The organism is Rhizobium sp. NFR07, from assembly GCF_900111905.1.
Classification (GTDB): Bacteria; Pseudomonadota; Alphaproteobacteria; order Rhizobiales; family Rhizobiaceae; genus Neorhizobium.
This window is the reverse complement of sequence record NZ_FOKM01000026.1, coordinates 25,145-45,052: the sequence shown is the minus strand read 5'-3', so window position 1 is coordinate 45,052 and position 19,908 is coordinate 25,145. Positions and strand designations below refer to the sequence as shown.

At 62.4% G+C, this 19,908-nt stretch carries 23 protein-coding genes; 13 read left to right on the top strand and 10 right to left on the bottom strand.

The features are described 5' to 3' along the window. Positions 1 to 1,068 carry a flagellar motor protein MotA gene (locus BM216_RS32050; RefSeq protein ID WP_093004257.1) on the bottom strand — a complete coding sequence of 356 codons (1,068 nt, stop codon included), beginning with the start codon at positions 1,066 to 1,068 and terminating at the stop codon, positions 1 to 3. Positions 1,069 to 1,188: 120 nt separating this feature from the next. Continuing rightward, complete coding sequence (locus BM216_RS32045; protein WP_093004255.1) at positions 1,189 to 1,989, bottom strand: inositol monophosphatase family protein; 801 nt, start codon at positions 1,987 to 1,989, stop codon at positions 1,189 to 1,191. Between the two features lie 178 nt (positions 1,990 to 2,167). Here BM216_RS32045 and BM216_RS32040 point away from each other — a divergent pair, with 178 nt between their 5' ends. Then, positions 2,168 to 2,509, top strand: coding sequence for a DUF1648 domain-containing protein (locus tag BM216_RS32040; protein ID WP_093004253.1), 342 nt, complete (start codon positions 2,168 to 2,170; stop codon positions 2,507 to 2,509). 3 nt (positions 2,510 to 2,512) lie between these two features. Here BM216_RS32040 and BM216_RS32035 read toward each other — a convergent pair whose 3' ends face one another. Together BM216_RS32035 and BM216_RS32030 are read right to left on the bottom strand one after the other, a co-directional pair. After that, entirely contained in the window at positions 2,513 to 3,598 is a 1,086-nt protein-coding gene (locus BM216_RS32035; RefSeq protein ID WP_093004299.1) for a tetratricopeptide repeat protein, read from the bottom strand. Positions 3,599 to 3,606: 8 nt separating this feature from the next. Further along, on the bottom strand, positions 3,607 to 4,260 hold the full coding sequence (locus BM216_RS32030; protein WP_093004251.1) for a thiamine phosphate synthase: 654 nt from the start codon (positions 4,258 to 4,260) through the stop codon (positions 3,607 to 3,609). 120 nt (positions 4,261 to 4,380) lie between these two features. On the opposite strand from BM216_RS32030, the gene BM216_RS32025 reads away from it, so the two are divergent. Further along, positions 4,381 to 5,148 (top strand): sulfite exporter TauE/SafE family protein, encoded by a 768-nt coding sequence (locus BM216_RS32025; protein WP_093004249.1) that lies wholly within the window; start codon positions 4,381 to 4,383, stop codon positions 5,146 to 5,148. Between the two features lie 135 nt (positions 5,149 to 5,283). Here the strand turns inward: BM216_RS32025 and BM216_RS32020 are convergent, their stop codons facing one another. Beyond that, positions 5,284 to 5,460, bottom strand: a complete 177-nt coding sequence (locus tag BM216_RS32020; RefSeq protein WP_093004247.1) for a YdcH family protein — start codon at positions 5,458 to 5,460, stop codon at positions 5,284 to 5,286. A gap of 227 nt (positions 5,461 to 5,687) precedes the next feature. On the opposite strand from BM216_RS32020, the gene BM216_RS32015 reads away from it, so the two are divergent. From BM216_RS32015 to BM216_RS31990, 6 genes are all read left to right on the top strand, one after another. Continuing rightward, complete coding sequence (locus BM216_RS32015) at positions 5,688 to 5,891, top strand: YdcH family protein (protein ID WP_093004245.1); 204 nt, start codon at positions 5,688 to 5,690, stop codon at positions 5,889 to 5,891. 10 nt (positions 5,892 to 5,901) lie between these two features. After that, a complete protein-coding gene (gene purE, locus BM216_RS32010; RefSeq protein ID WP_093004243.1) occupies positions 5,902 to 6,396 on the top strand; it encodes a 5-(carboxyamino)imidazole ribonucleotide mutase in 495 nt (164 codons plus the stop codon). Then, the gene (locus tag BM216_RS32005; RefSeq protein ID WP_093004241.1) at positions 6,393 to 7,466 is read left to right on the top strand and encodes a 5-(carboxyamino)imidazole ribonucleotide synthase; all 1,074 of its coding nucleotides are present in this window, start codon (positions 6,393 to 6,395) and stop codon (positions 7,464 to 7,466) included. Before purE ends, BM216_RS32005 begins: the two co-directional genes overlap by 4 nt. Positions 7,467 to 7,603: 137 nt before the next feature. Beyond that, the gene (gene ykgO, locus BM216_RS32000) at positions 7,604 to 7,729 is read left to right on the top strand and encodes a type B 50S ribosomal protein L36 (RefSeq protein ID WP_093004239.1); all 126 of its coding nucleotides are present in this window, start codon (positions 7,604 to 7,606) and stop codon (positions 7,727 to 7,729) included. A gap of 93 nt (positions 7,730 to 7,822) precedes the next feature. Continuing rightward, the gene (locus BM216_RS31995; protein ID WP_093004237.1) at positions 7,823 to 8,470 is read left to right on the top strand and encodes a tetratricopeptide repeat protein; all 648 of its coding nucleotides are present in this window, start codon (positions 7,823 to 7,825) and stop codon (positions 8,468 to 8,470) included. Positions 8,471 to 8,492: 22 nt separating this feature from the next. Beyond that, a complete protein-coding gene (locus BM216_RS31990; protein WP_093004235.1) occupies positions 8,493 to 9,530 on the top strand; it encodes an alpha/beta fold hydrolase in 1,038 nt (345 codons plus the stop codon). A 5-nt stretch (positions 9,531 to 9,535) separates the two neighbouring features. On the opposite strand, the gene BM216_RS31985 is transcribed toward BM216_RS31990, so the two are convergent. Continuing rightward, the gene (locus tag BM216_RS31985) at positions 9,536 to 9,985 is read right to left on the bottom strand and encodes an Lrp/AsnC family transcriptional regulator (RefSeq protein WP_210217097.1); all 450 of its coding nucleotides are present in this window, start codon (positions 9,983 to 9,985) and stop codon (positions 9,536 to 9,538) included. A gap of 116 nt (positions 9,986 to 10,101) precedes the next feature. Here BM216_RS31985 and BM216_RS31980 point away from each other — a divergent pair, with 116 nt between their 5' ends. Beyond that, positions 10,102 to 11,028: a DMT family transporter gene (locus BM216_RS31980; protein WP_093004233.1), complete on the top strand. Its 927-nt coding sequence runs from the start codon at positions 10,102 to 10,104 to the stop codon at positions 11,026 to 11,028. A 25-nt stretch (positions 11,029 to 11,053) separates the two neighbouring features. Here BM216_RS31980 and pyk read toward each other — a convergent pair whose 3' ends face one another. Together pyk and BM216_RS31970 are read right to left on the bottom strand one after the other, a co-directional pair. Further along, the gene (pyk, locus tag BM216_RS31975) at positions 11,054 to 12,493 is read right to left on the bottom strand and encodes a pyruvate kinase (RefSeq protein WP_093004231.1); all 1,440 of its coding nucleotides are present in this window, start codon (positions 12,491 to 12,493) and stop codon (positions 11,054 to 11,056) included. After that, positions 12,493 to 12,876 carry a DUF1036 domain-containing protein gene (locus tag BM216_RS31970; protein WP_093004295.1) on the bottom strand — a complete coding sequence of 128 codons (384 nt, stop codon included), beginning with the start codon at positions 12,874 to 12,876 and terminating at the stop codon, positions 12,493 to 12,495. Before BM216_RS31970 ends, pyk begins: the two co-directional genes overlap by 1 nt. 323 nt (positions 12,877 to 13,199) lie before the next feature. On the opposite strand from BM216_RS31970, the gene BM216_RS31965 reads away from it, so the two are divergent. From BM216_RS31965 to BM216_RS31950, 4 genes are all read left to right on the top strand, one after another. Next, complete coding sequence (locus BM216_RS31965; protein ID WP_093004229.1) at positions 13,200 to 13,994, top strand: N-formylglutamate amidohydrolase; 795 nt, start codon at positions 13,200 to 13,202, stop codon at positions 13,992 to 13,994. A 28-nt stretch (positions 13,995 to 14,022) separates the two neighbouring features. Further along, the gene (locus tag BM216_RS31960; protein WP_093004227.1) at positions 14,023 to 14,331 is read left to right on the top strand and encodes a DUF1244 domain-containing protein; all 309 of its coding nucleotides are present in this window, start codon (positions 14,023 to 14,025) and stop codon (positions 14,329 to 14,331) included. A 111-nt stretch (positions 14,332 to 14,442) separates the two neighbouring features. Further along, positions 14,443 to 14,721: a DUF2312 domain-containing protein gene (locus tag BM216_RS31955; protein ID WP_093004225.1), complete on the top strand. Its 279-nt coding sequence runs from the start codon at positions 14,443 to 14,445 to the stop codon at positions 14,719 to 14,721. Between the two features lie 84 nt (positions 14,722 to 14,805). Continuing rightward, positions 14,806 to 16,077 carry a flavin monoamine oxidase family protein gene (locus BM216_RS31950; protein ID WP_093004223.1) on the top strand — a complete coding sequence of 424 codons (1,272 nt, stop codon included), beginning with the start codon at positions 14,806 to 14,808 and terminating at the stop codon, positions 16,075 to 16,077. A gap of 65 nt (positions 16,078 to 16,142) precedes the next feature. Here BM216_RS31950 and BM216_RS31945 read toward each other — a convergent pair whose 3' ends face one another. Further along, positions 16,143 to 17,975: a peptidoglycan L,D-endopeptidase MepK gene (locus tag BM216_RS31945; RefSeq protein WP_093004293.1), complete on the bottom strand. Its 1,833-nt coding sequence runs from the start codon at positions 17,973 to 17,975 to the stop codon at positions 16,143 to 16,145. Positions 17,976 to 18,207: 232 nt separating this feature from the next. Beyond that, complete coding sequence (locus BM216_RS31940) at positions 18,208 to 19,767, bottom strand: sigma-54-dependent transcriptional regulator (RefSeq protein WP_093004221.1); 1,560 nt, start codon at positions 19,765 to 19,767, stop codon at positions 18,208 to 18,210. Between the last annotated feature and the right edge of the window lie 141 nt (positions 19,768 to 19,908).

Genomic DNA, 19,908 nt, shown 5'->3' with positions numbered 1-19,908 from the left:
TTACTTGCCCCCGCTCTTGTCGGCCGCGATCTTGTCGGAAAGCCGATCGAGCGTCCGGCGCATGGCCTTGGATTCCTCCTGCTGGGCTTCGATCCAGTCGCGCAGCATCTGCTGCTCGTTGCGCATGTTCTTGACCAGCCCCTGGATGCCCTCGGCGAGATTTGCCATGGCGGACATGGAGCGTTCGGTGCTCGCGCCATCCTGACCGGTCTTGATCTGAGCGGCAGCGAGCTTGCGCAATTCGGTCGTGAGAGCCTTGAGTTCGTCGAGGGAGGCGCTGTTTTGAGCGCCATCGGCTATCGGACCGTCATAGCCGACATCGGTCACTGAGGAGAGCCAGTTTTCAAGCTCCGTATAGAAACGGTTCTGCGCGCGGCCGGCCTGCAAGTCGAGGAAACCCAGGATCAGCGACCCGGAAAGACCAAGCAGAGAGGACGAAAACGCCGTACCCATGCCGGCAAGCGGCTGTGCAAGACCGCTCTTGATCGCGCCGAGAATATCGTTCGAGCCGCTGGAGGCAGGGTCGAGTGCGCCGATGACGTCGCTGATCGAGCCGATCGTGCCGATCAGGCCCCAGAACGTGCCAAGCAGACCGAGGAAGACGAGAAGCCCGATGAGGTAACGCGAGGTATCGCGCGATTCGTCCAGCCGCGTGCCGATCGAATCGAGGATCGAACGATAGGCGACGGTGGAAAGCGCCACCTTGCGGCGACGGCCGATCAGGGTGCGCATCGGCGCGAGCAGGCGTGGCTCGCGGCCGACCTTGTCGGCATTGCCGCCGGCAGCCCGGAAGGAATTGAACCAGCTGACTTCGCGGGCAAGGCCGATTACCTGGACGAAGACGAGCAGGATGCCGATCGCCAGCACGCCGAGGATCAGGCCGTTCAGTCCCGGATTTGTCTGGAAGGCGTGCGCAGCCTGGCGATAGAGGATGGCGGAGACGAAGCCGACAAGGATCAGGAAGACAAGCATCGTCCAGAGGAAGGACGCCGGATTGGAGAGCTTGTGCTTGTAGCCGCCGCGGCCGGTCTCCGTTTCGTCCAGATCGTCCACTGTCGCATTCGCCATGATATACCTCGCCTCCGGTATGTTGGCCGGAGGCTAGTTTAAAATTGCGACGAATTGAAGTGTCCAAGCGTCGGAAAACAGTGGGCTATCCGCAGATGCTCACCTTCTTCCGACAGGCAATCAGCGGGTCGGGACCGGACGGTTGATGACTTCAACCAGCGCCTTCTGGATCAGTTCGTTACCGGCAACGGCGGAGCGGCTTTCGAACATGTTGGTCGTGCCCTTCATGTCCGAGACGAAGCCGCCGGCTTCGCGGATAAGCAGCAGGCCAGCCGCCATGTCCCAAGGCGAAAGCTCGGTTTCCCAAAAACCGTCGAAACGACCGGCAGCGACATAGGCGAGATCCAGCGCGGCAGCGCCCAGGCGGCGAACGCCGGCGACTTCGCCCATGATATGACGCAGTTCGACGAGGAACTTGCCGTGATTGTTGCGGCCCAGATGCGGCACGCCGCAACCGATGACGCAATCCGAAAGCACGCGGCGGGCCGCGACGCGGATACGGCGGTCGTTGAGGAAGGAGCCGCCGCCCTTCTCGGCAGTGTAGAGTTCGTCGGTCGCCGGGTTGAAGACAACGCCGGCAACGATCTCGCCATTGCGCTCCAGGGCAATGGAGACGGCGAACTGCGGGATGCCGTGCAGGAAGTTTGTCGTGCCGTCGAGCGGATCGACGATCCAGCGATGCGCGCCGTCGGTACCCTTCTCCTCGCCGCCTTCCTCACCGAGGAAACCGTAGGTCGGGCGCGCCTTCATCAGCTCGTCGCGAACGATCTTCTCGGCCTTCAGGTCTGCCTGGGAGACGAAGTCGCTCGGGCCCTTGACCGATACCTGAAGGTTCTGCACCTCGCCGAAATCGCGGGTCAGCGACTTGCCTGCTTTCAGGGCAGCCTGCACCATGACGTTGAGAAGGGCTGAACGGGCCATTTTCGGAATCCTTGAGCCCCTGGGCAGGAATGCCGGGGGAACACGCTTGTTTCTTTTTCGATTGGGCGGCTTCAAGACCACAAATTGCCGCTAAATTCAAGTCGTGCGACAGTCCGCGCTGTTGTCATTTGAGGTACAGCCTGCGAAAGGAGGGCAAACCTATCTCGGAGACCGCATCATGCGCATGCCCATTCCCTTCCTCATCAGCCTCGGCATGCTCCTGACCATGACCTTTCTTTCCGTCGGCCTGTGGTCGGCGCTGCCCGCGGATATGATGCTGCCAATTCACTTCGACTGGCTCGGCACTCCGGATGGTTTCGCACGTCCGGCCGTGGCGCTCTTCCTTCTGCCGGCCGTCATGCTCGGCGTAATCGCGGTCTTCACCATCGCGCCTATGGTCAGGCCGCAGGCAATCAACAGCCCGGCCCTCTATGTCTGCATCTGGCTCGTCGCAATCCTGATCATATCGGCGGCCCACGGCCTGGTCATCCGCCAGGCGCTCTTTGCACTGAAGGGCTGACGATCAGCGCGGTTCGCGCCTGAACCTGTTCGCGGCGTCGATCGCCTGCTTCTGCTGGTCGTCGTTGATGCCGAGGTAGAAGTCTTCCAGCCCCGCATCCTGCAGCCCCGCGCGCCTTGACAGCACATACCACTTGGCAGCCTCGACCGGGTTCGGCCGCGTTCCAAGTGCGTTGATGTAGAGATAGGCGAGCTTGTTCTGGGCGACGACATTGCCTCGCGTGGCCGCGATCCTCAGCCACTCGAAGCCCCGGTCGTAATCGCGGTCACCACCGATACCGTTGACATACCAGATGCCCATGTCGAGCTGGGCCGTGTCATAACCGGCCTTGGCGGCCCGCTCCATCCACTGCCGCGCCCGTTCGCGCTTCTCGGGCGCAACCTGTTTCAGCGACATATAAAGCTGGGCGACGGCATATTGTGCATCCGCCACGCCCTGCGCCGCGGATTTCTCATAAAACGGCAGGGCCAGTTCCAGGCCCTTGTCGCCGGGATTTTCAGAGATCAGGATCTGGCCCCAGTTGAACTGGGCGGCCGCATTGCCGGCCTCGGCCGCACGGCGCATGTAGTCGTCGGCCTTGACCTTGTCGACTTGCACGACACGTCCCTGCATCAACAACAGCGCATACTGGAACATGGCTGCGGGATCGCCACGCTCTGCGGCCTGCCCGTACCAAAAGGCCGCCGACTTGGCGTCGCGGGCGATGCCCAGTCCCTTGGTCATCATCTCGGCCACCAGCGTCTGGGCCGCCGCGTCGCCCTTTTCGGCACGTTCGAGAGCCTTGCTCATCGCCGTGACGTAAAGGCCGCGCTGATAGGCGCCATAGGCATCGTCGATCGGGCCGTCATAGGATTTTTCCGCGGGTGCAGGCGGCAAAGCCGCCCCCATGCGCTGATAGAGCTCGACACCACCCGAAGGAACGATGCCATCCGGTTGCTGCTGCTGTTCCATCCTGCCTGCGTCAGGCCCGACCGGCCGCGTCACGGCGCGGTTGGACTGCGCATGGGCGGAAGCACCGGCCACGGCGGAAAGAAGCAGAACGGTTGTTATCTTCAGCGAATGGCGAAGCGGGCTTGTCGTCGATGGCATGCGGACCATCAAGCCCCAAACCGTGGCGCTTTTTCGTCCAGCAGGGCGTTCGCCTTTTCGACCGCACTGGCGGGGCCACCATCGGCTTCGAAGACAGCGCTGCGAAGCGCCACGAATTCCGCCCCGCTCTCGGCCACTGTAACCACCGATTCGACCGCGGTTCCACCCATGGCGATGCAGGGGATCTCGATCATTGATGCCCACCACTCCGCCAGCGCGACATTCTTGGGATGCGCTTCCGGCTTGATGTCGCCGTCGAAGCGGCCGAAGAAAATATAATCAGGGCGCAATTCTCCGATTTCGAGTGCCGTATGTCGCTCCGATGCGCCGCCGGCCCCCACGATCAGCTTCGGCGTGAATTTCTCGATCGCCTCGCCCAGTTCTTCCGGCGAGCCGTCCATGTGAAGACCATCGGCCTTGGCGCGGCCGGCAACCCGGCTATCACCATAGATGATCGCGGCAGCGCCCGCATCCTGGATGATCTGCACGAGACTTTCGGCACGCTTCTGGAATGCCTGATCGTCGAGTTCGTATTGCGGCAGCACGACGGAGGCGACATCGCCGCCCGACAGCGCTTGGCTAAGCAGGCTTGCCTGGCGTTCGGCATCGGCCTCGTTCGGCACGATCAGCACAAGGCGGCAGCGATCTTCCGGTTCTGTCATGTTTCTTCCCGTCTGGCGGCCAGGGCAACATCGAATGCTGCCTTCCGCTCTCGTTTTCCTGTGCGCAATTCGATAGACCGGACGGATTGAAGGATCAACCACCAGAAACCCGCCTGCCCGATGATAGATCTCCCCAGCGTCTCATTCTTTATCGCCGCAGTTCCGGCCGTGATGCTCGTCGGGCTGTCGAAAGGCGGCATCGGCGGCGCGATCGGCCTGCTCGGCGTGCCACTGATGTCGCTTGCCGTCGATCCGGTCCAGGCCGCAGCAATCTTCCTGCCGATCCTGATCCTCATGGATATCGTCGCCCTCTGGTCCTGGCGGAACTACAACGATCCGAAGACCCTGCTGATGATCCTGCCGGGCGGCGTGATCGGCATCGCGCTCGGCTGGGCGACATCGGCCTATGTGTCGGACAACGCGCTGAGACTGGTGATCGCATCGGCGACCATCCTCTTCACCGTCCGCTATTTCTGGCAGGTCTATGGTCGCAGGGGTGAAGTGGTGGCGCCCCTGCCCCATCGGCCGGTCGCCGCAACCTTCTGGGGCTCTCTGTCGGGCTATGCCAGTTTCGTCGCCCATGCCGGCGGCCCGCCCTTCCAGATCTATGTTCTGCCGATGCAGCTCGACCCGAAGGCCTATACCGGCGCCAGCATCCGCTTCTTCGCCATCGTCAACGCGGTGAAGGTCATTCCCTATTTTTTCCTCGGCGCTCTGGACAGCAAGAACCTCACGCTCTCCGCAACGCTTCTGCCCGTCGCCTTGATCTCGACCATGCTCGGCGCCGCTGTTGTGAAGCACCTGAAGGCGGAGACCTTCTATCCGATGACCTACGGTCTCGCCTTCCTCGCCGGCCTGAAGCTTCTCTGGGACGGCCTGCCTTTCTGACGGAAACAAAGTCCTGAAACGATTCTGGCCGTGGCCCTTATGGAACCACGACCAGAACAGGTATGGATTGTTTTACCGCTTGTGGACTACTGGCAAGTCATTCGGAGTCCGCGGCGGAGGCTCTATAAGCTAGCTCTAATGGCGCGTATTCGCCTTGAGCCGCTGCATTTCGTCCTTGAGACGCAGCTTACGACGCTTGACCTCTGCAATCTCCCTGTCATCGGCAGATGGTGATGACAAGATCGTCTGGAGCTCCTCCTCCAGATCGCCGTGCTTCTTCTCAAGCGATGCTATATGAGCCTGGATGGTCATGTGGCATGTCCTTCCCTATTGCCTGCTCCGGCCATCCCTTCGGCCGAAGCTTCAGGTTTACGAAGGAAGTGTGACACGATCGGCCGCGTTTGTCGAAGGAGAATTCGTGGTCAGAACGCGGCAAATTCGTGACCCTGCCTAACTTCCCGTTAACGCGGTTTGATGGTAGGAGCTTGCGCATTATGCCGGGCCCATTCAAAAGCCCGGAAAGACAGGGGACTGAAGACATGGCAGATCAGGAACAGGCGGATATCCGGCTTGCACTTGCGAAACTCCGGCAGGAGCACGAGGATTACGACGCCGCGATCAACGCCATGATAGAAGTCGGCTGCGACGCTTTGCGCGTGCAGCGAATGAAGAAGAAGAAGCTCGTCATCAAGGACAAGATGACCCAGCTTGAAGACCAGATCCTCCCAGACATCATTGCCTAGGATAAAGAGTATGGCCGAAACACCGCCCGTCGCAATCATCATGGGGAGCCAGTCCGACTGGGAAACCATGAAGAACGCCGCCGAGACCCTGGATGCGCTTGAGATCGACTACGAGGCGCGCATCATCTCCGCCCATCGCACGCCCGACCGACTGTTCGAGTTCGCCAAGGGCGCCCGCGAGGAAGGCTTCCAGGTCATCATCGCCGGCGCCGGTGGCGCAGCCCATCTTCCCGGTATGGCCGCCTCGATGACGCCGCTGCCGGTCTTCGGCGTGCCGGTCCAGTCCAAGGCGCTCTCCGGCCAGGACAGCCTGCTCTCGATCGTCCAGATGCCGGCCGGCATCCCTGTCGGAACGCTGGCGATCGGTCGTGCCGGCGCGGTGAACGCCGCCCTTCTCGCTGCCGCCGTGCTCGCCCTGTCCGATGACGACATCGCCTACAGGCTCGACGAATGGCGTGCCCGCCAGAGCGCCGCAGTCGCCGAATACCCGATGGACGAAGCATGAAGGCCCAGACGATCGGCATTATCGGCGGCGGCCAGCTCGGCCGCATGCTGGCCATGGCGGCCGCGCGCCTGAACCTGCGCACCATCATCCTGGAACCGCAGGCCGATTGCCCGGCAGCCCAGGTCGCCAACCAACAGATCACGGCAGCCTACGACGATCCCGCCGCCCTGGCCGAGTTGGCGAAGCGCTGCGATGTCGTGACCTACGAGTTCGAGAACGTGCCGGTATCGGCCGCCGAGACGCTGCAGAAGTCGGTTCCCGTCTACCCGCCCCCGAAGGCGCTGGAAGTCGCCCAGGACCGGCTGGTGGAAAAGCGCTTCCTCAACGATTGCGGCATCGAGACGGCCCGTTTTCACGCCGTCGACAGCCAGCAGGAACTCGAAGCGGCACTCGCTGACTTCGGCGGCAAGGGCGTGCTCAAGACCTGCCGCCTCGGCTATGATGGCAAGGGCCAGCGCGTGTTCCGCTCGCCGGACGATTCGCCTGCAGGTGCCTATGAGGCCCTGGGCTCCGTCCCGCTGATTCTCGAAAGCTTCGTGCCCTTCGAGCGCGAGATATCGATCATCGCAGCCCGCGCCGTCGACGGCACCATCCGCTGCTATGATCCGGCAGAAAACGTCCACCGCAACGGCATTCTCCACACCTCCACCCTCCCCGCCGCGATCTCGGACGAGACTGCAAAGACGGCCCGTGAGGCCGCAGAGAAGCTGCTGGCTGCGCTCGACTATGTCGGCGTCATCGGCATGGAATTCTTCGCCATGGCCGACGGCACGTTGATCGCCAACGAAATCGCGCCGCGCGTCCACAATTCCGGACACTGGACGGAAGCGGCCTGCGTCATCTCGCAATTCGAGCAGCATATGCGCGCCGTTGCGGGCTTTGCGCTGGGCGATCCCGGCCGCCATTCGGACTGCGTCATGACCAACCTGATCGGCGACGACATTCTCGCCCTGCCGGAATGGCTGGCGACGAAGGACGTGCTTGTCCACCTCTACGGCAAGACGGAAGCCCGTCCCGGCCGCAAAATGGGCCACGTGACGGAACTGAAAGGCCGGAAAACGTTGTCATAAGGTTGACACGGGCGAAGGCTCGGGTTATCTGCACGCCCAACCTGAGGCGCGCCCCTTGATCTCAAGAACTAGGCGGCGCGCTTTCGATTGATAGAGACAAGCGGCTCTACGAGCCCACAGACTGCTGGACCAGTACAATGAAGATCAAGAACTCGCTTAAGGCGCTGAAGGCTCGTCACCGCGAAAACCGTCTGGTTCGTCGCAAGGGCCGCATCTACATCATCAACAAGCAGAACCCGCGCTTCAAGGCCCGCCAGGGCTGATTGCGGCAGGCGGGTTCGCTCGCCGGCAATCAAATTGTCGATAGCGCGACAATTCGGCTTTGACCTTCGGCGCATGCGGTTTACCTTATCCGCATGCGCCATTTCATTTTGAGCATCCCGCTACTTGCAGCCGCCGGCCTGGCAACGCCCGTCTTCGCACAGGCTCAGACGCCCTCGCCACAGGCAGAATCGCCCGCCGCCCCTGCCCCACCGGCACCGCCGCCCCAAGGCGAGCAATCCCCCGCACCGCAATCGGCATCCGCCAAGCCCGTCGACGCTCTGTTCGACGCCTTGAAGCGGGAACGTGATCCGGAAAAGGCGAAAAGCATCGCCAACCAGATCATCGCCGAGGTCAACGATTCGGGAAGCGCTACGGTCAACCTGCTGATGCAGTGGTCGGCCGACGCCATCAAGGAAAAGAAGAACGCGGCGGCACTGGACTTCCTCGACCGCGCCACCCTTCTCGATCCCGATTTCACCGAAGGCTGGAACCGCCGCGCGACGCTGCATTACGCGATGGGCGACCGGCGCAAATCGATGGCCGACATTGCCGAAGTGCTGAAGCGCGAGCCGCGCCATTTCGGCGCTCTTGCCGGTATGGCCGGCATTCTGACAGAAGCCGGCGACGACCAGCTGGCGCTGAAGGCCTGGGAACGTTACCTCGACGTCTACCCCGCCGACCGCGACGCCCAGGAAGCCGTGGTGAAGCTCTCGGAAAAAATCGCCGGAAACCGTACGTGAGGCAGATATCGGATCGCTCCGCATGATCTTCCCCATCGCGGTCCTGGCCGTCCTCGCTGCCGCCTTCGGATTTACCGCATGGCAGGCGGGAGCGATTGAGCGACGGTTTCCGAGACACGGCGACCTGACAGACGTCGGCGGCTACAAGCTGAATTCCCTGCACATCAAAGGGCCGGAGCATCCATCTCTCCCGCCGATCGTCTTCATTCATGGCGCAAGCGGCAATCTGCGGGATCAGGAAACCGCCTTCCGCAAATCGCTGGAGGGAAGAGCCGAACTTCTCTTCGTCGACCGCCCCGGCCACGGCTATTCCGAGCGCGGCGGACCTGAAAACGATGTCCCCGAAGGTCAGGCAGCCGCGATCGCCAGACTGATGGAACTGAAAGGCATCGACCGAACGATCATCGTCGGCCACTCCCTCGGCGGCGCGATCGCTGCAAGCTTTGCCGTCTTCCATCCAGAAAAGACGGCAGGCCTACTGTTTCTCGCTCCGGCCACCCACCCTTGGCCGGGCGGTGTCGACTGGTACTACAATGTTGCGGCCACGCCCTATCTCGGCTGGTGGTTCACCCATCTCCTGAGCCTTCCCGCGGGCATGATGATGATGGACGGAGCCACCAAGGCAGTCTTCAGTCCGAACCAGCGCCGCGACCGCTATGTCGACGAGGGTGCACCGGCACTGGTGCTGCGGCCGGAGAATTTTCGCAACAACGCCATCGACGTCGCCAATCTCAACGCGTATGTCGCCCGGATCGCGCCCCGCTACAGGGAGATCAGGACACCGACCGTCATCGTTACCGGCGACAGCGATCCCATCGTGCTTGAGGAAATCCATTCGCAGGGCCTCGCCCGCGATATCGCCGGCTCCGAACTGGTGATGATCCACGGCCTCGGCCACAAGCCCGATTACGTCGTCACCGATGTCGCGGTCGCGGCTCTGGAAAAGCTCTCCGGCATCGATCGCGATCTCCAGTCCATGGCCCGCGCCGCCGAAGCCCGCCTCACCCAGTCCGGCGTGCCGAGCCGTCCGGCTGTCGGCCTTTCCGTCGAGAAGGGCTGACCGCCCTAGACCGGCGGCATGCGTCGCGTCACCGACGTGCCCTTGATCACCGCAGTGCTCGTTACCGCATGATCTGACAGGCTTTCGAGCACGTCGTCCATCTCCTCGATCGAATGCACCACCAGCCGCGCCAGGAACGGGTCGTCGCCGGTGATCTTGTCGCATTCGATGAACTGCGGGATGTCCTGGATAAGCCTTTCGACCAGATGCAGCTTTCCCGGTAGCGGACGGATCCGCACCATGGCCCGGATCTGGTACCCCAGCGCCTTGCTGTCGATATCGATGGTGAAGCCTCTAATGATCCCGTCGGACTGCAGCCGTCGCACCCGCTCGGCCACGCTCGGCGCCGACAGCCCGACCAGCTTGGCGAGTTCAGACATGGGCAGGCGCCCATCCGCGTCGAGCGCAGCGAGGATACGGCCATCGATGGCGTCGGGCTGTATGCTCAAATCCAAGCCTCTATGGCGCTATTACCTCTGCAATCGAAGGCATACTGCCATATCCGCCATCTTCGATCCATGGATTTCAACCTTTCGCCCCATCACACTGTGGGGCGACAACGGAGGTGTCCATGCTGATCGGTATTCTTGCGGGCTTGGCCACCTGTGCGCTTTGGGGCCTGACCTTTATCGCGCCTCGTGCAGTGGAGCCTTTCACCGCATGGGATCTGACAGTCGCCCGCTACGGCATCTTCGGCCTTGCTTCAGGCCTGCTCATGCTGCACCGGCGGTTTCGACCGACCGGCATCCCGCGCAATCAGATCGCGATCGGTCTTTCGCTCGGTGGGCTGGGCTATGTCGGTTATTTCGTCTGCGCCGCCTATGCCGTCAAATGGGCGGGCGGAGCGCTACCACCACTGATCATCGGAACGATGCCGGTCATCATGGCCTTGATCGCCAATCGGCGCGAACAGGTGGCGGAGTGGCGGCATCTTGTCTTGCCCCTGGCAATGATCGGCGCCGGCCTGCTGATCGTCAATCTTGCCACCGTGGCATGGGCCAGCGAAACGGATCGGGACGATGCTCTGCTCGGAACGATCATGGCCGTCGCCGCCCTCTCCATCTGGGTCGCCTATGGACTGACCAACGGGGCCGTGATGCGCAGCACAAACGCGCCGGACGCGCTTCGCTGGACCGGCCTGCAGGGACTGGGCGCTGCAATCGGCAGCGTAGCACTCCTGCCGCTCACGAGTTTGGGGGAGGCCTCGGCGGACTTGGGCAACTTCACCGCCTGGACCCTCATCATGGGCCTCGCCGGCTCATGGCTTGCGACATGGTTCTGGGTAGTCTCCTCCCGCAACCTTCCCCTGACGCTCGCAGCCCAGCTCATCGTCGCCGAAACCGTATTCGGCCTTCTCTACGGCTTCCTCTATGAAGAGCTCTGGCCCAACCCGTCGGAATGGATAGGCTGCACGCTACAGATCATCGGTGTCTGCCTCGGCATCAGAGTGCTGACCCTCGCCACAAAGCAGAACGGCCGGATCGCTCCGGCCGTTTGAAATCTTTCGCAATCCAACTTTCGCCTTACATGCCCGACTGGCCGTCGGAGCCGATATAGGCGATGCGCAGCATGTTGGTGGCACCCGGCGTTCCAAGCGGCACGCCGGCCGAGATGATGACGCGGTCGCCCGGCTTGCCGAACCCTTCCGACACGACGATGCGGCAGGCGCGGTTCACCATGTCGTCCAGGTCCGTCGCATCGTGGGTGACGACGCAATGCAGGCCCCAGCAGACCGACAGGCGGCGCGCCGTCTGGATGATCGGCGACAGCGCGATGATCGGCACGTTCGGGCGCTCGCGCGAGGCACGCAGGCCCGTCGTGCCCGACGAGGTATAGGTGACGATGGCCGACAGACGCAGCGTCTCGGCGATCTGTCGGGCCGCGAGCGAAATCGCGTCGGCACCGGTCGCTTCAGGCGTCGCGCGCTGGGCGTAGATGATGCTCGGATAGAGCGGATCCTGCTCCACCTGGCGGGCGATCGACGCCATCATCGAAACGGCCTCCACCGGATACTGGCCGGACGCGGATTCAGCCGACAGCATGACCGCATCGGCGCCTTCGAAGACGGCGATCGACACGTCGGAGACTTCGGCGCGGGTCGGGACCGGCGAGGAGATCATCGATTCCAGCATCTGGGTGGCGACGACGACCGGCTTGCCGGCGCGGCGGCAGGCGCGCGTCAGCTGCTTCTGGATGCCGGGAACGGCCTCGATCGGCATTTCAACGCCGAGATCGCCGCGGGCGACCATGACGGCGTCGGAGAGTTCGATGATCTCGTCGATCCGCTCGAGCGCCTGCGGCTTCTCAATCTTTGACATGATGCCGACGCGGCCACGGGAGATCTTGCGGACCTCGGCCAGATCTTCCGGACGCTGGACGAAGGACAGCGCGACCCAGTCTGCCTCCTCGGTCGCCAGAACGGCGTCGAGGTCGGCCCTGTCCTTTTCGGTCAGCGCACCAACGCCGAGCAGCGTGTCGGGCAGGCTGACGCCCTTGCGGTCGGAAATGCTGGTTCCGGCAACGACCGTACAGACGATGCTCTTGCCGTCAGCCTTCTCAGCCTTCAGCGCCAGCTTGCCGTCGTCGATCAGCAGGCGGTCGCCGGCCTTGACCGCTTCCAGGATTTCCGGATGCGGAAGGAAGACGCGCTTTTCGTCACCGGGCGCTTCATTGTTGTCGAGCGTAAAGGTCTGGCCGGGGGTCAGCGTCACCTTGGTATTGGCAAACTTGCCGACGCGCAGCTTCGGGCCCTGCAGGTCGCAGAGAATGCCGATCGGACGACCACTGCGCTCTTCGACCGCGCGGATGCGCTTGATCAGCGTCCGCATCACGTCATGGCTGGCATGGCTCATGTTGATGCGGAAAAGATCCGCACCCGCTTCATGCAGCTTCTGGATCATCTCCTCTTCGGAAGATGCCGGGCCGAGCGTGGCAAGGATCTTTACTTTGCGGTTGCGCCTCATCAATTCTGGCCTTCCTGCGTGCCGGGCGTATCGGAAAGCTGGACCATCCAGCTGCCCTGACGACCCGTGTCATATTCCTTGAAGCCCATGCGCTGATAGCCACGGGCGAAACAATCGTTGACGCCGACGATCTTGAACTCGTTCTCGGCGACGCACATGTTCACATTGCCGGTCCAACGGCCGCCCCGGGCGGAGTCCTCGGCATAAAGATAATAGTAGCGGGACTGGAGCTCGCCCTCGATCAGGGTCGCGCAGGTGGAAGCGGGCACCTGCCACCAGCCTTCGGTATTCCAGCCGTCCTGCGCACGGTAACCGATCGCCACGCCGACAAGGTTCTGCGTGCCGTTGCAGACGCGAAAATCCGCGTGAGCCGGCGACGCCATGAGAAGCGGCCCACCGATGCACAAGGCGAGAGTCCCGGCCGGTACGGAAAGGAACGCACGAAGATAGTTTTTAAGGGATTTTTTCGACACGGTTTCCGTCAGGACTCCATGGTTATTCGTGACGCACTTTCTCGCGCGGACGGCTTTGAAAGTCAACGAAGCTCCAATCGATTATAATGCCCTTTTTGGTCGTCTTTTCGTGAACTCTTCACAAGACCTCTCGGACGTGGCCGAGCATGCCACCCTTGCGCCTCGTCCGGCACCATGCCATCACCGGCCGCAGAACACCGTTCGCAATTGCCCCTATTTCCAATACAGGCCCCATGCAGGACTTCACACCGTTCGAAATCATAGAAGGCGACTATGACAAAGGCATGGTGCTTCTCGCCGACCATGCGATGAACCGGCTGCCGGAGCGCTATGGTAGCCTCGGCCTGCCCGATACCGCCTTCATGCGTCACATAGCCTACGATATCGGCATTGAGGGCATGACGCGCCGGCTGGCGGCCATGCTCGGCGTGCCGGCCGTTCTCGGCTGCTTCTCCCGCCTGCTGATCGATCCGAACCGCGGAGAGGACGACCCGACGCTGGTCATGAAAATTTCCGACGGCGCGATCATCCCTGGCAATCATCCAATCACCGACGCCGAGTGGCAATTCCGCCTCGACACCTATCATCGGCCCTATCATCGCGCCGTCGAGCAGACGATTGCCAGGACCGCATCCGCGACAGGCAAGGCGCCGCTAGTGTTGTCGCTGCATTCCTTCACCCCATTTTGGAAGGAATTCGCCCGCCCCTGGCATGCGGCTATCCTCTGGGACACAGACGACCGCGTCGTGCTGCCGTTCCTCGAACATCTGCGCGAGCCGGGCGATATCGTCGTCGGCGACAACGAACCCTATGACGGCGCATTGAAGGGCGACACCATGTATCGCCACTGCATGATGACGGGCATACCGCATGCGTTGCTGGAAGTCCGGCAGGACCTGGTCGGCGACGACGCCGGCATGGATGCCTGGGCGCAAAGACTGGCGCCGATCTTCAACCGGCTGAATGCCGACCCCACATTGCACGAATACAGAATCTTCCCGTCGCGCACCGGCCCCTATCCGGCGTGACCGACAGACAAAGCAAGGAGACGTTCCGATGACCGAGCTCACCAGGGAACAGCAGACGGAACTCGAGGCGGCCGCCTTCCGCCGGCTTGTCCAGCATCTGCGCCAGCGCACCGACGTGCAGAACATCGACATGATGAACCTTGCCGGCTTCTGCCGGAACTGCCTGTCGAACTGGTACAAGGACGCCGCGAACGAGGCGGGTATCGACCTTTCCAAGGATCAATCGCGGGAGATCGTCTACGGCATGCCGTTTGACGACTGGAAGAAGCTTCACCAGAAGGAAGCCAGTGACGCTCAAAAAGCCGCATTCGAAGTCAACAAGCCGCCCCACGAGTGATCCGGACGCGGCAGGCTGAAATGCCCATGACGATTGATTGGGCTTGACCTTGCCACCGCTTTTCGGCACTTGACCACCACTCAGAGACATTCCCATCACCAGGAGGCCCCGATGTCTGATGCTCATGGCGTCGCCCGCGACCAACTCCGCGCATTTGTCGAGCGGATCGAAAGACTCGAAGAAGAAAAGAAGACGATTGCCGACGATATCAAGGACGTCTACGGCGAAGCCAAGTCCATGGGCTATGACACCAAGATCATGAAAAAGGTCATTGCCCTTCGCAAGAAGGACGACCAGGAGCGCATGGAAGAGGACCTGATCCTCGACACCTATCTCAGCGCGCTCGGCATGATCCCGGGTGCTGCGACCGACGAAGAAGAAGCAGCCTGACCCGATCGTTTCAAAGCCCGCCGCAAGGCGGGCTTTTTCTTTGCAGCCTTCCCGACGACCATCATCCCCTTTTGGGAGCCTCCCATGCCTGACCATGACGTGATCGTAATCGGCGCCGGCTTTACCGGGCTTACTGCCGCTGTCGCGCTGATGGAGGCCGGTTGCGATGTCGTGCTCGTCGAGGCAAGGCAGCGCGTCGGCGGTCGGGCAGAGGCCGAATATCTGCCGGACGGGACCCGCATCGATACCGGCGGTCAATTCTTCTGCCGCGACATGACGCATCTCGTCGACTTGGCGAAGCAGCATGGCGCCGAGGAAGTCTGGACCTATGTTTCCGGCAGGCCTTCCTACCGGCCGCCGCTCGCCGAGCAGAGGGGAGAGAGCATATGGCAAGAGGTCGACCGCCTGCGCGACCGCATGATCGCCCTCGACCTTTCCGATCCGGCGCTTGCCGGCCTGACGGTCGCTCAATGGATCGAACGCCAGCAGGACGAGGATCCCGCGGTTCTGGATTCCTTCCGCCGCCTGGTCATGGGGCTCTGGTGCCGCGCGCCGGAAGAGATCAGCCTTGCCTATCTGGCATCGAACGACCGCCGCATCACCAATGTCTATCCCGAGCTGGAAATGTTCCTGGCCGGCACGATGCAGGGCCTCGCCGAAAAGCTCGCAGCCCGGCTTGGCGATCGTCTGCGCCTGTCCTCGCCGGCCACCTGCGTCACCTTGATGGATGATGAGGTGGAAGTGGACGTAAACGGTCGTGCAATCACCGCCCGGCAGGTGATCTTCGCCGTTCCGCCCGTCATGGCCCGGCAGATCGAAATTTCGCCAGCCCTGCCCGCCCGGTTGACGAAGGCGCTCGACGCGTGGTCACCCGGATGCGTCATCAAGCTGATGATCGGCTATGAGACTCCGTTCTGGCGAGACAGGGGCTTGAGCGGCTCGGTGCGCTGGAGCACGCCCCAGGGCATGTATGCCTGCGACATCAGCCATGGAAATTATTACGGCCTCGTCGTCTTCATCGGCGGCCCCCTGGCCTCCGACTGGCATAAGCGCCTGCAATCCGAACTGGTCGCCTTCGTGACAGACGAACTCGCAAGCGCGCTTGGCGAAGAAGCGCGAACACCACGCTCGACCTGCGTGAGGGATTGGGTCAACGATGCCTGGAGCGATGGCGCCTACAGCGACGTCATCACCGATCTTCACTCACCCGATGCCGAGGATGTCCTGCTTGAAGGTCTGCCACGGCTGCGTTTCGCCTGTTCGGAACTCTCGCCCTCGTTTCCCGGCTATATCGAAGGCGCCATCGTCGCCGGCAACGAGGCCGCACAGACGGTGCTCTGGAAATTGGGAAAGTAGATTGATCGGCGAGCCAAGGGCATTCCTCACGAAGGCGGGAGGAATGCCGGAACTGGTTTGGCGGATTAGTTGAAGCGGTTCGGATCGATTGCCACGGTCGCGGCGACCGGCTTGAACCCATCGCTGCCATAGGCGGCGGAATATTCGCTGTTCAGCGTCCGTGTCACGACGCGCGGCGCCTTCACCGAGACGACATCACCCGACTTGCCGTTGTTCAGCGCCCACTTGGCCAGGGCATCCTGGGTCAGGTTGCCGGAAGGCTGTGCGCTCGGCTTACCGGACCGTCCACCCTTCGTCGGGGTCGCAGCGGCGGAGGCCGAAACCGGCTTCGGCGCATCGAAGCCGTCACCGAACTGCTTGGCGCGGGATGGCGCCTGCAGGATCTTCGGCGACAGGGCTGCGACATAGACGGGCTTGTGCGGCGGCGCGACAGGTGCGGACTGCTGGGCCGGGCGAGCCGTGCTGGCAACCGGGGTTACCGCTGCGACCGGAGCGGCGGGCCGCTGCTCCTCGTCCATGCTCTGCGACAGCGCCGCGACGAGCTCAGGCGTCAATGCTTGTTCCTGCTCCAGCGGCGTCTGTGCTGCCGGAGCGGCATAGGCCAGCTGCGGCGCAGCCGGGCGATGGGCCGGAAGCGGCACCGCGGCCATCTGCTGCAACGGCACCGGAACATTCTCGAGCGAGGCCGTCATGGAAGACGTATCGGCATCGCCCTTCAGGCCGCGCGCACCGAGCAGTGTCGGCACCGGCACGGAATATTTCGCGAGATCTTCGAAATCTCCATTCGGCGTCTGACCGTTTGCGGTTGCGGCGGTCTGCAGCGCCAGCGCTTCCTGCGCCGGGTTGCGCTGCTGCGAATAGAGAGCGGTCGCCAGCCCGCCTGGGCCATCCTGACGGAAGGCCGGGCGCGAGGCCGGGATCGGCGCTGCGATATTGGCAGGTTGCTGCTGTTGCGCCGGCTCGGCGGATGCGACCATCACGCCGGGCAGCGGTGCATTGTCGTCGGCATCATCAGCCGGCTGCTTGGCGGCCGGGATCGTCGACGGCTGCTGGCGCGGCGACGCCATGGTCGGCGTGCTGCTTTCGCCGTTATCCTCTTCCTCGTCGGCACCGCCGCCGAAGAGAGCGGCCAGGAAGCCGCGGCGCTTGCGTTCGCCGGCAGGCGCGCTGCCGGCCGTGGAGGCAATCTCGATCGAGCTTGAACCGACACGCTTCTTGTAGTCGGCCAGAGCCTGATCATAGCCCGGCAGCGGATTTCCATCAGCCGGCAGATGAAGCGTGTTGCCCTTGGGGAAGATCTGCACCAGCTCCTGGCGGCTCATGCGCGGCCATGCGCGAACACCGCCGACGTCGAGATGCACGAAGGGCGAACCGGATTTCGGATAGAAGCCGACGCCACCGACCTGCATCTGCATGGCAAGTGCGCGAAGCGTGGCGAGCTTTACGCCCGGAATGTAGAAGTCCATCGCCTTGCCGAGCATGTGCTGGCTGTTCTTCGCCACGCCGGTATTGCGCGAGCGGCCGCGCAGCATGCCGTTGGTCGAAGGCGAACGATAAGCGGACACGACGTGGATATAATCCTTGGCACCGCTGCGCCGATAGACTTCCCAGACGAGGTCGAAGAGCCGCGGATCCATCTTGGTCGGCTCGTTCTTGCGCCAGTCGCGCAGGAAATTGTTGATCTGCGCCAGGCCCTTCGGATCGAATCGGCCATTGCGCTTGAAGGTGATCTCGGCCTTTTCGCCGGTATGGATGAAATAGAGCTTTAGGCTGCGGTTCTCCGCAGCCGCCTCGGTAACAGTTGCCGAAAGGATCGATCCCGCCACGACAGCAAGCGCTGCGCCCATGGCCACGCGCTTGGTCAGCGATTGAAATGCCTTGAGAGCGAGATGTCGCATGCTCGCGCTCGAGAGCGTTTCTTTTGCATTCAACAAAGGCAAAGCGATCCCCGTCCTGTAGACAACATCCCTCGCTGTCTCATTTGACTGACAATTGCGGTCACACGATGGCAAATTTGCCACACATGTACAAGCATCTCTTCTATAGTCAATGAACTGCTAAGGATAGATTGACGCAGATTGCCATGGTTTCCTTGCCTGAAGATGACGGATCGCTAATCGAAATCCCTTTTCAAGCGGCTTCCTTCAGCGGATCATCCGGATCGATTCCGTAATCCTTGAGCTTGCGGTAAAGCGTCGAGCGTCCGATGCCGAGTTTGCGGGCAACCTGGCTCATCTGGCCGCGATAGAACTTCAGCGCGAAGCGGATCAGCTCCTCCTCGACATCGGCAAGTTTGCGCACTTCGCCCGCATCGTCGGTGCTGACGATGACATTGTCCGATGCCGGATAGGCAGCGGCGAGTAGCGCGCGAGGATCCGGCCGGTTGGAACGGGGCGGCATAGAAGGTTGTGGAAAACTCGGCTCACTCATGTCGAGACGGCTGACCGAGGGCTCCATCGCCATGGCCGGCGCCACTGCGGTCGCTGCCAGTTCCGCCGTACGGAATTCGGGAACCTGTGCTGCGATCTGGGGGAAGTCGAGTTCCGTCAGCTCTTCGCCTTCTGCCAGGACGACGGCACGGAAGATGGCGTTTTCGAGCTGGCGGATATTGCCTGGCCAGTCGTAAGCGGTCAGCAGACCAAGCGCGCCGGCGCTGACACCGAGATGGCGCGGCAGCTTCTGCTCGACGGAGAATCGCTCAGCGAAGACACGCACGAGATGCGGAACGTCCTCCTTGCGGCGGCGAAGCGCCGGAATGGTGATCGGGAAGACGTTGAGGCGATAATAGAGATCCTCCCGGAACCGGCCGGCGCGGACCTCTTCGATCAGGTCCTTGTTGGTGGCCGAGATCAGGCGCACGTTGACCTTCTGCACCTTGCCGGCGCCGACGGTCTCGATCTCGCCCTGCTGCACGGCGCGCAGCAGCTTGACTTGGACGTCGAGCGGCAGGTCACCGATCTCGTCAAGGAACAGCGTGCCGCCATCGGCTTCGACAAACTTGCCGGTATGACGCTCGGTTGCGCCGGTAAAGGCGCCCTTCTCATGGCCGAACAGGATGCTCTCGACCAGATTGGCCGGGATCGCACCGCAATTGACGGTGATGAACGGCTTGTTGGCCCGGTCGCTGCCAGACTGGATGGCGCGGGCGATCATTTCCTTGCCGACGCCGGATTCACCTTCCAGCACCACCGGAATGTTGGAATGGGCGGCGCGCTGGGCGAGATCGATGACGCGCAGCATGTCCGGGCTTGCCGAGACGATGTCGTTGAAGCCGACGACACCCGGGCGACGACGTCCGGCCTTGGACTTGCCCTCGCGCTGGTCGAGCTTGAGTGCGTTGGAGATCGAGGTGGCGATCCGTTCGGGGGAGACCGGCTTGACGACGAAGTCAAAGGCGCCGGCCCGCATCGCCTGGACGACGGATTCGATGCTGCCCTGCCCGGTCTGCACGATCACCGGCGTCGTTGTGCCCGTTTCGCGCAGCGCGGCGAGGAAGCTCAGCCCGTCCATCTCCGGCATCATGAGATCGAGCACGATGACGTTCACGTCGCCGTTGGATCGGGCGAGAAAGTCGAGTGCTGCTCTTCCATTTTCTGCAAGATGCGCCACATGCCCATGCCGCTCGACGGCGTTCTTCAGAAGGCGGCGCTGGATCGGATCGTCATCAACGATCAGGATGTGAGCAATCATGCTTTCGGCTCCCGGCAACGTTCATCGTGCGCCCTTTCTGGGCTCTTATGCCTAAGGTTGTGCCAGATAGGCTTGAACATCCCCTTTTGAGAAAAGCTCACATTTTAACCGTCTGAACGAAAAGCGGACGTCTGGAGCCGA